General features: G+C 68.4%; 8 protein-coding genes and 1 pseudogene. 3 read left to right on the top strand and 6 right to left on the bottom strand.

All coding sequences use genetic code 11. The features are described 5' to 3' along the window. Positions 1 to 28: 28 nt before the first annotated feature. The 5 genes and pseudogenes from CW359_RS12800 to allB all read right to left on the bottom strand — a co-directional run bounded on the left by CW359_RS12800 (position 29) and on the right by allB (position 9,756). Complete coding sequence (locus CW359_RS12800) at positions 29 to 952, bottom strand: pentapeptide repeat-containing protein (protein ID WP_105970020.1); 924 nt, start codon at positions 950 to 952, stop codon at positions 29 to 31. A 269-nt stretch (positions 953 to 1,221) separates the two neighbouring features. Further along, a complete protein-coding gene (locus CW359_RS12795; RefSeq protein ID WP_105970019.1) occupies positions 1,222 to 4,947 on the bottom strand; it encodes a family 1 glycosylhydrolase in 3,726 nt (1,241 codons plus the stop codon). 1,611 nt (positions 4,948 to 6,558) lie between these two features. Next, a pseudogene (locus CW359_RS12785) lies at positions 6,559 to 6,825 on the bottom strand (ribonuclease domain-containing protein); the annotation flags it as partial. Positions 6,826 to 7,199: 374 nt separating this feature from the next. After that, positions 7,200 to 8,315 (bottom strand): allantoicase, encoded by a 1,116-nt coding sequence (gene alc, locus CW359_RS12780; RefSeq protein WP_105970018.1) that lies wholly within the window; start codon positions 8,313 to 8,315, stop codon positions 7,200 to 7,202. A gap of 100 nt (positions 8,316 to 8,415) precedes the next feature. Continuing rightward, entirely contained in the window at positions 8,416 to 9,756 is a 1,341-nt protein-coding gene (gene allB, locus CW359_RS12775; RefSeq protein WP_105970017.1) for an allantoinase AllB, read from the bottom strand. Positions 9,757 to 10,002: 246 nt separating this feature from the next. Here allB and CW359_RS12770 point away from each other — a divergent pair, with 246 nt between their 5' ends. Beyond that, complete coding sequence (locus tag CW359_RS12770) at positions 10,003 to 10,809, top strand: IclR family transcriptional regulator (RefSeq protein ID WP_105970016.1); 807 nt, start codon at positions 10,003 to 10,005, stop codon at positions 10,807 to 10,809. A 128-nt stretch (positions 10,810 to 10,937) separates the two neighbouring features. Here CW359_RS12770 and CW359_RS12765 read toward each other — a convergent pair whose 3' ends face one another. Next, entirely contained in the window at positions 10,938 to 11,222 is a 285-nt protein-coding gene (locus tag CW359_RS12765; protein ID WP_198655196.1) for a DUF5955 family protein, read from the bottom strand. 204 nt (positions 11,223 to 11,426) lie between these two features. Here CW359_RS12765 and CW359_RS12760 point away from each other — a divergent pair, with 204 nt between their 5' ends. Further along, positions 11,427 to 12,038, top strand: a complete 612-nt coding sequence (locus CW359_RS12760) for a nucleotidyltransferase family protein (RefSeq protein ID WP_105970014.1) — start codon at positions 11,427 to 11,429, stop codon at positions 12,036 to 12,038. Positions 12,039 to 12,147: 109 nt separating this feature from the next. Further along, positions 12,148 to 13,770 carry a malate synthase A gene (gene aceB / locus CW359_RS12755; RefSeq protein ID WP_105970013.1) on the top strand — a complete coding sequence of 541 codons (1,623 nt, stop codon included), beginning with the start codon at positions 12,148 to 12,150 and terminating at the stop codon, positions 13,768 to 13,770. Positions 13,771 to 13,778 lie beyond the last annotated feature (8 nt).

The following is a 13,778-nucleotide window of genomic DNA, read 5'->3' as shown; positions in this document are numbered from 1 at the left end:
TGATAGGTGACGTAGCGCCAGAGTCCTCTCAGACGTTGAACCAAATGATCATGTCAGCCCCCTGCGCAACCGAGAGCTGACTCTCGCTCAGGGCACCCCTGTTCACCTTCGCTAGAGTGAAGTTGGCACCCGCAGCGTCTGCATCGGTGAACACAGCACCCCTCAGATCGGCCTTCCGGAAGTTTGCCTTGCGCAGGTCGGCTTTCTTCAGGTCCGCCTCCCGTAGGTCGGCGTGGTTGAAGTGAGCGCCGGTGAACACGGACTTTTCAAGGTGGGCTTTGTAGAGAAACGAGCGTCGGAACACAGCTCCTGCGAAGTTCTTGCGGTGGTGCATCCGCGCACCACGGAGGTCGGTGTCGCGTAAGTCCGTCACCACTGTGTCGGGCACCGTCTCTTCGTCACTCTCACGGCTTCTTCTTTGTCCCAGGGCATTGAGAGCGGCCTGAACTCGCAGCGACGGTTTGTCCTTGTCTCGTTCCGCTTCCGCCTCGCTCCAGGGCGGTGATTCATCAGATGTCCGCTTGGCGACACGGCGGACGAATGCCGACAACACGTCGACCACAGCGTTCTCGTCACGCACGCTGTCGGACATGATGCGGTCCAGGGAGTGGATCCCACCGATGCACGCGTCAGGTGACGCCTCACCGAGCTGATCGACTGCCTTGGCGAAGCGGTCGGTGATCTGACCCGCATGGTTGAGCCTGTAGGACCAGAAAGCGAGCACGACACTCGTTGAGGCACCGACCAGAGCAAGGAAGGCAAGCGTGGCTGTCCGTGCGTCGGCGACAGCCTTGTGCCGGGCGGCACTGGTCGTGTGCGGATGTTGCACGAGCAGTACCGGGATGCCCCACAGCGCCAGGGCGCCCACAGTAATCACTAGGACAGTAACCAGGAATCCCTGCACCAGCTGGCGTGTGCGCTGCCGCCGCCAGAGGTCGACACGCTGCACCATGGGTTCATCTTCAACTCGCTGGCAGGGGCTGACAAGGGACACGGCGCAACAGGACAGGAGCGTTCCGGCCACCCGATGCCACTGTAGGGATCGTCCTGGCCGTCACCCCGAGCTTGTAGGCCGGAAGGAGTCCGGAGCCACTGAGTCGCTGACGATGCCCCCGGCCGGGGGCCCACAGATGCAGACCCTCGGCCACGCCGTACCCACTAGGCCGTGGGCACCAACCCTTCCGGCAGCAACTCGGCTTGAGTCGCCACGTTGATCAAGGCTCAGAGATCTACATGGTCAGGAAGGCGGCGAGCAGCCCAAGGCACAGTCGTTCCTGTGTCCGTCAGTTGGCCAGTGAGTTGGTCCTGGGACAGCGTTGCGGTGACGCGGAGGGTGCCGGCGTCGAGGCGGACGCTGGAGGGCGTGCGGGTGACCGTGAGGGGCTCCCATTGGCGAGGCCACCGGTCGGGCAGCCAGATCCCCGACCAGGCGGAGGCGTCCGGGCGGGAGACGATTGCCAAGCGCGGGAGGAGGGCGGTGCTGCTCGTCCACTGTCCAACGAGTGTGTCCTTGGCGGCCGCGAACGGGAGAAACTGACCGTCGCGCTCCAAGGAACCGCCCAGCAGACCGGGGGATCCGCCGTTTCGCGCAGTCAGCACAGCGTCAGGCAGCCCCGGGACAGCGGGGAACCGCACGGTGATCGAACCGAGGGCAGGTTCGGTGCGTCCAGTGCCCGCGATCGCGCGTTCGCCATCGTGGAGAACGGCGTGCACAGCGCCCTGCGGGGAGGCGCGTAGCCACAGCTTCACAGGGAGGCCGGCAAGGGTGCCCGCGTACAGGGCCGTGGACCGGCGAGGAGGGCGAACACGGTCGCCCGCGCTGGTGATGGTGCCGAAGAGTTCCTTCGCGCCGTTCAGGTCACCGTTGCGGATCGCGTAGGCGAGAGCGTGGGCCCCCTCGGTGAGATGACGAGGCATCGCGGGGTCGTCGCGGTCGACGGTGAATAGTCCGAATCGGGCCTGAGGGCGGTAGCCCTCGTGCCATTCCCAGTTGTCGATCAGTGTCCAGTAGAGGTAGCCGCGCACGTCGACTCCCTCTCCAACGGAGCGGGAGAGCTCCTCTAGATGTGCGGTGATGAAGGGAGCCCGCTGTCTGTCGGTACTCTGTGGGACGCCGTTTTCAGTGATGAGGACAGGCAGGCCGTAGCGGTCGTGCAGGGCACGCAGCGTCTCACCAAAGCCGCCCGGTGAAATCTCCCAGCCAAGGTCGTTCAGTAGCAGATGCGGCTGGTCTGAGTCGCGCAGGTTGTTGGTGAAACGGCCGCCGGAATATCCCATGAAGCCGCTCACCAGGGCGTCGGCATACACGTAGACCGAGCGGTAGTAGTTGAGGCCGATGAAGTCGCAGTGTGCCCGCCACACGGCCGGGGCTCCAAGATCGACGCCTAGCCACGGGCCGAGTTCGCCCGCTGGGACGAGGTTACGGTCGGCGGCGCGACGGGCGATCGCTCGGTCGATTTGGCCGTCGACGATCGCGTTGAGCATGTGCCAGTTGTAGAAGTAGTCGAACTGGTTGCGGGCGGCCTCCTGGTCGCCGAGCAGGGTGTCGGTAGCGGCTGTTGTGACCTTTGCATGCATCATCGCGTGCGCGATGCCGACCATGGCATTTGGATCGGTTGCCTTGAGTACGGCGTAGGCCTGGCAGTGGGCCCGGATCAGGTTGAAGTAGGCATCCTGGCCCCGCGAGCCGTCGCCGGTGAAACCGGGAGGCCAGATCCCGGCGAGATATCCGACGCCGATCATTGAGCCGACCGGTTCGTTGAGAGTGACCCACCAGCGGACACGGTCGCTCCACCGCGTAGCAAGGAACCGGACGAACTCGACGAACGCAGTGACAGTTTCGGGGTTCTCCCAGCCGCGCAACGATGCCTTGAAGTCCGGGTCGTCTCCGCTGGCGAACGGCAGGCCGACGATGCCTCCGACGCCCGACTCGCGCGGCGGGTTCAGTACCCAGACCGGAAGCGTCAGGTGACTGAGGGAGAGGATCGGGGTGAGGCCACGTGCCTCCAAGTCGTCCAGGACCCCGTCGTAGTAGGCGAGGGCAGTGGGATCGAGGTCTCCGAGCGTGAGCGGTCCGGCATGGCCGGCGGGCTGAGGCTGGACCCGCGACCACTCGGCCGAGAATCGGTAGGCGGTCAGGCCCAGGTCGCGCGCGCGGTCCAGGTCCGAGCCCAAGACGGCGCGGTCGGCATGCTGCACCGCTGGTCCTGGCTCGGTGAGCTCGATCGGCGCACCGCTGAGCTCACCCAGCCGCCGTACCCGACGCTGAATGGCAGGAGAGGATACGAAAGCGGCCCAGTCGTTGCCCGCCAGATCGCCTTCGTTCTGCATCGCGGCGGTCGCGACGCCCCACATGAAACCGGTCGGCAGCGGTGGCAGCGGCGCATCCCGCGGATCGCCCCGGTCGAGGGCACGCATGATCGCGTCCGCGTATGCCCGCGCGCCTGCTGGATTGGGGTGACCGATAGACGCCCGGCGACAGACGAACACGTCGGTGCGGTCGGCAGACATCTCACACAGCGGCCCCCGCTCGGCAGCGACCATTGGGTCCTGCGGCGTTAGGTCCGTGTTGATGGCGTACACCCACGGTTCCGGTGCGAGTGCGGCATTCCGTTCAGTGAACCCCGCATCGGCGAACAGCACGCGTGGCATCGGTAGCGCGTCGTTCACATCGTCGACGGCGGCGGCGATCGCGAGTCGGCTCAACTCGTTGAGAGCCCGGCAGTTGGTGAGAACCTGCGGGATCATCCACGGGGCGAGAACCCCACCAGGCAGCCCGGCGACGGTGAGCCCCACGGCAACCAGGAAGGCGCTGAGCCCGCCCGTGTCGCTGGCATCCGAGAGCATGGGGTAATAGGCGGTGGCGACGATCTGGGCGTTGGGGAATCGCTCGGCAACGGCTGTGAGGAGCGTCCGCAGATCATCGTGGCAGAACTTGGCGATAACCGGGGCGAAGTCCTTCGGTTTGTTCAGAGGGTTGAGGACTGTGCGGATGTTGATGTCGTTGAGGCCGGCGGTCAACAGCACGTAGTCGACGGCGTCGGGGGAGCCACTGTAGGCGGCGAGTTGCTGCATGGCGGTCGGATAAGAGGTCGGCACCTCACCGGACAGGGCGGGTAACGAGGTCGAGTCGCCCGCGCCGATAGTTGCTCCCGAGTGAGCCAGCATCGTCGAATACGCCCTGATACCGCTGCCTCGGGCTGCGAGCGACTCCTGGATGAGCGTCGCGTATTTCTGGTGCGGTTGCAGGCCCTGGCCCCAGGCGACCGAGTCGCCGAGGATCAGCAGACGTAGCGTGTCGATGATGAAGTCGATGGCGTTGGACGGGGTCCCGTCGGCGAGGATGACCTGGAGCGAGGCCGGTTCACCATCGGCGGCCTCAGGGGTTGCCTGCGGCCGGACCAGGCGGAACGTCAATGACGAAGGACTCAGGTAGGTGGCGTCAGGCATGTCTTCGCCCAGAATGCGGATGCGAGCCCCCGGCGCGAACCCCGTTCCGCTCACGGCCACCGTCGAGCCCGGCCGGATGCGCGCCGCGCCGTCGCCCACCTGAGTCGCCGTCGGCAGGACATAGAACGAAAGAGGGTTGGAGGCCGTGCCGTCGGCACGGCGGACAGTCAGGACGCGCGCGCCGCCCTCAGCCGCCGGGACGGTGAACGTCGCGATCGTGTCCGCCACGACGGTCAACGGGATCTGCTGTCCGTCAAGATAAAGGCCGTCGTCGTCGGTTAGACGCAGCGCCTCCAGAGTGACCGAGATGCCAGCTGCGCCGCGCGACGGGATCGCCCGGATGAGCGCGGGCTCGGTGAGCTGACGCTGGAAGTCGTCCTCGTCGATGGGGACGAGTTTGGCCGCGTCGGGATGCACTCCGCCCTGGGCCCCAGAAGCGCCCTGCGCACCCTGCGCACCCTGCGCACCCGGAGCGCCATCGTGTCGTTCCTCCGACATAGAGCAGTTCTTGGGCCGCGCCCCCAGCCGACCTCCAACTCCGCCTGGCCCGGGAGCTCCTGGTGTTCCCCCCGTTCCGCTGGGGCCTCCAGCGATGTTGACGGTGAAGCCTCCAGCAGCATAAGTCTCAAGAACTGGCGCCGGAGCGTACAGACTGAGCCGTCCGCCATGCCCCCCGCTGCCCCCGATCCCGCCATTCCCGCCGTCGCCGCCACTGCCACCATCCCCGCCAGCACCGGCGCCACTTCGGCAGAACCCCAGCCAGTCGTAAAGCTCCGCCCGGCCGTTGGAGCCCTCGCCGCCCTGACCGCCGTCCTGACCTCGTCCACCTGGACCGCCTTGCTGCCCTTGCAGATCGAAAATCGGGGAACCTGTCATCCGGAGCAGCCAGAGCTCCAGCTCTGGCGCGTCCACGCCGGCCCACCCACGGCCCCCGTCCGCGCCGCGCAGCCCCGGCCCGCCGGTCTCGCCCCACAGACCATCGGGGGTCGGGGCCTTGCCGGGGGCTGGGGATCGGTTGCCTGATGGCCAGGACATCACCGGGGTGGCGGGTGTCGGCCGTTCGTACGTGAACGTCACGTTCCTTCCTACAACCATGTCCTCAGCGATGAACGTCAAGAAGCGGTGCGGCTGAAGTAGGACGATGGTGGCGTCGTCGGCCAGAACGATCCTTCTGGCCACGAAGTAGGCGCGATCGAGCACGATGGACCGCGTCGTGGAGAAGAGCGGCGTCCATGTTTCGGGCACTACGGCTTCAACGAACCGCGGAACCAAGACGCCATGCACAGGCAGCCCTACGCCAACCGGCCGACGCTCGAGCGGCAGCAACGGGAAAGGGCCTGGCAGGGGCGCTGCCAGAGGTAAGGGGGCGAGCCGCCCTTGGGGCAGCACGATCCCCGGCTGAGCTGCAACCGCACCCGACAGGTGGAGCTCCCCTAGCGTCGACAGCCGGGGGATCCCCAGCTGCTCCAACACCGACCGGTAGTAGGTCAGCCGCATCTGTGCCGCGCGCCGTTCTTCGGGAGTGTCAATGATCGGCGGCATCCGAGCCCCCTCCAACCGGCGTGCCACAACAGTATGAAGAACCCTTACCGAGACAATCAGGCCTGACTAGACAGGGGGGATCAATCACCCCCACAATCCAGCAGCTGATGGACGTGGCAATCGCCGCGTGGCGTGTACGGACTACGCCAATTCGTCTTCGCCTCAAACGGCATTGGCTTGATCGACACGGTGATCCTGCCCGGGCTGCTCAACGGCATGATCCCGCGCAACGTTGCCGACCGGGGCAGGTAGCGGAGTAACACGGGAAGCCCCCGCAAGACCGGAAAGGGCCTCCGTCGCAGATCAGAGGGACCGTTCCAGGGCAAAGCCGCCCAGGTAGCGGCAGACGAGTCGGGCTGCACGCCGGGCCCTGTTCGGGACGGCACCACTCCGGATGCCCCAGTCAGCAGTCCCCAGGATGAGACTCCCCAGTCTCCAGGGAACTGCCGTTTCCTCAAGTAATCCGCAATCAAACTCGACCCCGAATCGACCCCCAACGCGCCAACCGAGTCGAGGTCATGGCCCTGACCTGCACAAATACCCTTGAACTTCGACCGAGAACTACAACTCGTGGTAGTAGCCGGTGGACTGCGAGGGCAGGACGCGCTCGCGGTTCTGGAAGACGCCGCCGTCCTGCGAGTACGGGTAGGGGCCGCCCTTCGCGATCAGGTTGAGCGTGGTGTACGCCTGCGACGGCAGATCGTCGTAGCAGATGCTGCCGACCGCCGTGGTGGCGGCACCGGCCGTGCCGGCGGTGACGGTACCGCCGACCAGGAGGGCGGACAGGACGGCAGCTGCGGCGCCGATGCGAGCGATTCGTGGGGGGAATCTCATGCCCTCATGATGACGCGCGTAGACAGTGGCATGTCAATGACAACTCCGCAGAATTTCCCGTCCCGTCCGATGAGTTTTCGCGGTGTTAACTTCCGGCACGGGCCTTCCACGGGCGACACCGCCGGGGTCTCAGGCGCCTGCGGAGCCACGGCCCGGCAGTTTCTCGCCCCCGCCGCCCCTACCCGTCCCATCCTTCGGGGGCTCCGCCCCCGAACCCCCGTATCGCGCTGAACGCGCTCGTCCTCAAACGCCGGACGGGCTGACTACCCAGCCCGTCCGGCGTCTGAGGACAAGCAGGGGTCTGGGGGCGGCAGCCCCCAGGGATGGGACGGGTAGGGGCGGCGGGGGCGAAGAAAAGCCCCACCGCACCACCCTCACCCCCCAAGCTCCCGATACCGCCCCTCCAACTCCCCCGCCCCCTCCTCCGTCAGCGAACCGAACAACCGCAACCGCGAGATCCCGCCGTCCGGATAGATGTCCACGCGCGCGTGCGTGCCCGTCGCCGGGGTCGGTAGAGGGAAGCGGTGGTTCGTGTCGGGCTGGAGGCGGGTTCGCGGGAGGATTTCCGTCCAGTCGCCGTTCTCGCCGTCCCGGAGCGACACCGTCGCCCAACCCGCGCTGTTCCCCTTCAGATACGCCGTGTCGATCTCGATCGCCCTGATCTCCGACCGGGCCGCCAGGCGGTACCGGATCCAGTCGTTGCCCTGGTCGCGGCGCCGGCGTGTCTCCCAGCCGTCGTCCATCTTGCGGGAGCGCCCGGGCTGGATGGTGTTCGACGCCGGTGAGTAGAAGAGGTTGGACGCGTCCTCCGCCCGGCCGCCGTTCTCCAGGGCGACCACGTCGAAGGTGCCCAGCGCCGCCAGCCAGGCCGGGTCGGGGACGGCCTCGCCGTACACGCGCAGGCGCGCGATGCCGCCGTCCGGATGCTGGTTGACGCGCAGGTGCGTGAAGCGCTGTTCCAGGGACACCTCGAAGCCGTTCGCCGCGTGGCCGCCGACCCTCGTGCGCGGTACCAGCGTCGTCCACTTCACGTCGTCCGACATCAGCTCCTCGGGGGACGGTGAGCCGGGCAGCGACACCGCCTCGACCGACACGGCCTGCGGATAGTTGCCGCGGAAGTGGGCCGTGTCGACCACGATGCCCCGTACGACGCCCGGCGTGCCGAGCCGGACGAGGGCCCAGTCGTGGTCCTCCGCCGTCGGCCACGGGTGCTGCGCCGAGGCGCCCCGCCTGCGCCTGGTCTCCCAGCCGTCCATGACCTTGCCCTTGTGGCCGAACTGCTCCGGTACGAACTCGGCGGGCCCGGGCACGAGCATGTTCTCGCGGTCGGCGAAGAACTCGTCGTTGGCGGCGATCACCCCGGCCCCGAGGCGGCGGTCGGCGAGGTCGGCGTACTGGGTGAAGGGGAAGTCCGCGGTGCGGTAGTCCGCGTACGGGTCGCCGCCTCCGTAGGGGTTCGCGTCGCCGGTGAAGCTCGGAATCGCGGTCACGGTGATCAGTTCTGCCTTTCGGAGTCGGCGCTGCGGGTGCCGGGGAACGGGAATCCCGGAATCCCGGCGAACCGGGAATCCGGGGAACCAGAAAAGGTGGTCAGGGGGTGCGGGTCAGGAGTTGTCCTCTCGGGGCCGTGAACTCGCCGTCCGCGACGATGCGTTCGCCGCGCAGCCAGGTCGACTTCACGACCCCGCTCAGGGTCCGCCCCGCGTACGCCGTCACGCGGTTGCGGTGTTGAAGGGCCGCCGGGTCCACGGTGAACGTCTCGTCCGGCGCGAGAACGGCGAAGTCGGCGTCGCGGCCCGCCTCGATCGCGCCCTTGCGGGAGTCGAGGCCCACCAGGGCGGCCGTCCGCGTGGACATCCAGCGCACGACGTCCTCCAGGGAGTGGCCCCTCCCCCGTGCCGCCGTCCACACCGCCGCGAGGCTCAGCTGGAGGCCGGAGATGCCGCCCCACGCGGTCGCGAAGTCGGCGGTCTTGAGGTCGGCGGTGGACGGGGAGTGGTCGGTGACGACGCAGTCGATCGTGCCGTCGGCGAGCGCCTGCCAGAGCAGGTCCTGGTTGGCGGCCTCGCGGATGGGCGGGCAGCACTTGAACTCGCTGGCCCCGTCCGGGACTTCCTCGGCGGTGAGGGTCAGGTAGTGCGGGCACGTCTCCACCGTGATCCGAACCCCGTCCGCCTTCGCCTCGGCGATCAGCGGCAGCGCGTCGCTCGACGACAGGTGCAGCACGTGCACGCGCGCGTGCAGCCGCTTCGCCTGCGCGATCAGGTTCGCGATGGCCGTGTCCTCCGCGCCGCGCGGGCGCGAGGCCAGGAAGTGCGCGTACTCCGGACCGCCTTGCTGCGGGGCCGTGTCCAGGCGGTGCGGGTCCTCCGCGTGCACGATCAGCAGTCCGCCGAAGCCGGCGATCTCGGCCATCGACAGGGCGAGTTGGTCCTGGTCCAGGTGCGGGAACTCGTCCACGCCGGACGGCGACAGGAACGCCTTGAAGCCGAAGACCCCGGCGTCGTGCAGCGGGCGCAGGTCCTTGACGTTGTCGGGCAGCGCGCCGCCCCAGAAGCCGACGTCGATGTGGGCCTTGGACGCCGCCACTTCCCGCTTCGTACGGAGGTGGTCGACCGTCGTCGTGGGCGGGAGGGAGTTGAGGGGCATGTCGACGAGGGTGGTGATGCCGCCGGCCGCCGCCGCGCGCGTGGCGGTCCAGAAGCCCTCCCACTCCGTGCGGCCGGGGTCGTTGACGTGCACATGGGTGTCGACCAGGCCGGGCAGCAGGACGTCGTCCCCGAAGTCCTCCAGGCGTGCGCCGGGCGGTACGTCCGCCTCGTACGGGAGTACGGCCGTGATCCGGCCGTCGGCTACCGCGACCGTGGCCGCGCGCGTCCCCTCGGGCGTGATGACGCGCGTCGAACGCAACGCCAGTTCGATGCCGGGCACTCGCAGACCCCTCTCTGTCACCGTGAATCCCGCCGTTAACCTCCACGTAACGGAATTCAACGTTCTGTTGAAGGAGTCTTCCCCGCCCTCCTCGTACCGTCAAGAGTGACCCCGGCGACAACCTGGATGTTTCCACTGAACGGAATTATAATTCCAGAAATTAGAACGTAGCCACATACAAGCAGGCCGTCAAGCAACCGCCCGGTAGGCTGCACCATCGCCTGTCAGCAGTGAAAGGAACGCGCCGTGCCGACGCCCAGCGCCAGCTCCACCGACGCCGCCAAACCCGCCGCCGCCAGCGGTGGCGTCCAGTCCCTGGAGCGCGCCTTCGATCTGCTGGAGCGCATGGCGGACGCGGGCGGTGAGGTCGGTCTGAGCGAACTCTCCGTGAGCAGCGGGCTCCCCCTGCCCACCATCCACCGGCTCATGCGCACCCTCGTGGTCTGCGGCTACGTACGCCAGCAGCCCAACCGCCGGTACGCGCTCGGCCCGCGCCTGATCCGCCTCGGCGAGTCCGCGTCCCGGCTGCTCGGCACCTGGGCCCGCCCCTATCTGGCCCGGCTGGTCGAGGAGACCGGCGAGACGGCGAACATGGCGCTCCTCGACGGCGACGAGATCGTGTACGTGGCGCAGGTCCCGTCGAAGCACTCGATGCGGATGTTCACGGAGGTGGGCCGGCGCGTCCTGCCGCACTCCACCGGCGTCGGCAAGGCCCTGCTCGCCGACGTCCCGCCGGATCAGGTGCGTTCACTGCTCGCCCGTACGGGCATGCCGGCCGCGACGGACAAGACGATCACGACCCCGGACGGCTTCCTGACCGCCCTGGCGGAGGTGCGCCGCCTCGGTTACGCGGTCGACGACAACGAGCAGGAGATCGGCGTCCGCTGCCTCGCGGTCTCCGTGCCCGACTCCCCGACCGCCGCCGCGATCTCCATCTCGGGCCCGGCGGGCCGGGTAACGGAGGAGGCGACGGAGAAGATCGTGCCCGTACTGAAGCAGGTCGCCGCCGAACTCTCCGAGGCACTGGCCAACTCGGGCAGCCCCGCGCACTGACTACCGGTGCAGGACAGCGCCCCAAAGGGGCGCGGGGCTGTGTCGATATGCGGCTCCGCCGCGTGGGCGCGACCAGCCCCCACAGGCCACAGGCCGTCAGCCGAAGAACCACCCCTCCAGCGAAACCCTCAGTGCCGCTGGTCGCCGAACAACTCCACCGCCGCGCGTACGTCCGACAGCCCCCGCGCCAACGCGCTGACCGACCCGATCGCACCCGCGACGAGGAGTAACGAGCGGCGCAGGCGCGGGATTTCGGGGCGGCCGGTGATGGCCATCGCGGCCAGGGAGGCCAGTTCGTCCTCGGCGATGCCGCGATCGGGGAACTCGGCCGGGTGCGCGGCGAGTTCACGGCGCAGCCGGGACACCGCGGTCCGCAACTCCGCCACTCTCGGATCTTCGTCGCTGCCGGTCACCGACCTCTGCCCCAAGCTCCGCAACACGGCTCCCCCACGGCCCCCACCTGCGTCCCGCACGCCCCCATCGCGCTGGTCGGGCGCCGGGGACGCGGGACAGTAAACGCCACCCTGGCGACGGACGCCACACCACGGGCCGAAATTCGGCCCGCGAACGCCCGTGGACACCAGCCGGTCGGCCGCCGCGTCGGGTATGCAGGACACATGACGGAGAAGCGGGACCAGGTACCGGACCAGGTGGCGGGGCTGCTGCTCGCGGCGGGTGGGGGGCGGCGGCTCGGCGGACGACCCAAGGCCCTCCTCGAACACCGCGGCGGCCTCCTCGTCGAACACGCGGCCGATGCCCTCCGTGCGGCGGGCTGCGACCCCGTCCATGTCGTCCTCGGGGCGCGCGCCGAGGACGTACGGCAGCGGGCCGTTCTGCCCGGGTGCGTCCTGGTGGACAACCCGGAGTGGGCGGAGGGCATGGGCTCCTCGCTGCGGGCCGGGCTGGCGTCCCTGCGCTCCACACCCGCCCGCGCGGTTCTCGTCTCGCTGGTCGACCAGCCGGGGATCGGGTCGGCGGCCATGTCCCGCGTCCTCGCCGCGCACACCTCCGACGAGTCCCTCGTGGCGGCCTCCTACGACGGGAAGCGCGGGCATCCGGTGCTGTTCGGCGCCGCCCACTGGGCGGGCGTCGCGGCGGTCGCGGTCGGGGACCGGGGCGCCCGGGACTACCTGCGGGCCCGCGACGACACGGTCACCCTCGTCGAGTGCGGTGACGTGGCACAGCCGTACGACATCGATGTGACGGCCGACCTGGAGCGCCTCGCGTGACGTTTCTCGCCACGAAGAATCTCCATGTCAACAAATTATTGAACTTCCACGATGAGGAAACTAGCATCCACTGACCAGAATCATCCGACCGGAACGGAAGTGACCGCTCATGTCCGCACCAGCGCCGTCCCCGCTGGCCATCGTCGACGCCGAGCCCCTGCCCCGGCAGGAGGAGGTGCTCACCGACGCGGCGCTGGCCTTCGTGGCCGAGCTGCACCGGCGGTTCACGCCCCGGCGTGACGAGCTGCTCGCGCGTCGTGCGGAGCGCCGCGCCGAGATCGCCCGCACCTCGACCCTCGACTTCCTCCCGGAGACCGCCGCGATCCGCGCCGACGACTCCTGGCGCGTCGCCGAGTCCCCCGCCGCGCTGAACGACCGGCGCGTCGAGATCACCGGCCCGACCGACCGCAAGATGACGATCAACGCCCTCAACTCGGGCGCGAAGATCTGGCTCGCGGACTTCGAGGACGCCTCCGCGCCGACCTGGGAGAACGTGGTCGTCGGACAGGTCAACCTGGCCGACGCCTACTCCCGGAACATCGACTTCACCGACCCGACCAGCGGCAAGTCGTACGCCCTCAAGGCCGATTCCGAACTCGCGACCGTCGTCATGCGGCCCCGTGGCTGGCACCTCAACGAGCGGCATCTCCAGGTCGACGGGGAGCAGGTCCCGGGCGCTCTGGTCGACTTCGGCCTCTACTTCTTCCACAACGCGCAGCGGCTGCTCGACCTCGGCAAGGGCCCGTACTTCTACCTCCCCAAGACCGAGTCGCACCTCGAAGCCCGGCTGTGGAACGAGGTGTTCGTCTTCGCGCAGGACTACGTCGGGATCCCGCAGGGCACCGTCCGCGCGACCGTCCTGATCGAGACGATCACGGCCGCGTACGAGATGGAGGAGATCCTCTACGAACTCCGCGACCACGCCTCGGGGTTGAACGCGGGCCGCTGGGACTACCTCTTCTCCATCGTCAAGAACTTCCGTGACGGGGGCGCCAAGTTCGTCCTCCCGGACCGCAACGCCGTGACGATGACAGCCCCGTTCATGCGCGCCTACACCGAACTCCTCGTCCGCACCTGCCACAAGCGGGGCGCGCACGCGATCGGTGGCATGGCGGCGTTCATCCCGTCCCGGCGTGACGAAGAGGTCAACAAGGTCGCCTTCGAGAAGGTCAAGGCCGACAAGGACCGTGAGGCCGGGGACGGTTTCGACGGTTCCTGGGTCGCCCACCCCGACCTCGTCCCGATTGCTCTGGCCTCCTTCGACGCGGTCCTCGGCGACCGCCCGAACCAGAAGGACCGGCTCCGCGAGGACGTCCACGTCGAGGCCGCCGACCTGATCGCCGTCGACTCGCTCAAGGCGAGGCCGACGTACGACGGGCTCGTCAACGCCGTGCAGGTGGGCATCCGTTACATCGAGGCGTGGCTGCGCGGGCTCGGCGCGGTCGCCATCTTCAACCTGATGGAGGACGCGGCCACCGCCGAGATCTCCCGCTCCCAGATCTGGCAGTGGATCAACGCGGACGTCGAGTTCGAGAACGGCGAGAAGGCGACCCCGGAGCTGGCCCGCAAGATCGCCGCCGAGGAACTCGCGAACATCCGCGCGGAGATCGGCGAGGAGGCCTTCGCGGCCGGCCACTGGCAGCAGGCACACGACCTGCTGCTCCAGGTCTCCCTCGACGCCGACTACGCGGACTTCCTGACCCTGCCTGCCTACGAGCAGCTCAAGGGCTGATCCTCTAA

Source organism: Streptomyces geranii (assembly GCF_002954775.1).
GTDB lineage: Bacteria > Actinomycetota > Actinomycetes > Streptomycetales > Streptomycetaceae > Streptomyces > Streptomyces geranii.
The sequence above is the reverse complement of the archived record's forward strand: the minus strand, read 5'-3'. Positions and strand labels throughout refer to the sequence as shown.

Bases quoted from the DNA above. Each gene is read 5' to 3' on its own strand.
- CW359_RS12760 (WP_105970014.1), top strand. From the start codon at position 11,427: ATGACGGAGAAGCGGGACCAGGTACCGGACCAGGTGGCGGGGCTGCTG.
- aceB (WP_105970013.1), top strand. From the start codon at position 12,148: ATGTCCGCACCAGCGCCGTCCCCGCTGGCCATCGTCGACGCCGAGCCC.
- CW359_RS12795 (WP_105970019.1), bottom strand. From the start codon at position 4,947: ATGTCGGAGGAACGACACGATGGCGCTCCGGGTGCGCAGGGTGCGCAG.
- CW359_RS12800 (WP_105970020.1), bottom strand. From the start codon at position 952: ATGGTGCAGCGTGTCGACCTCTGGCGGCGGCAGCGCACACGCCAGCTG.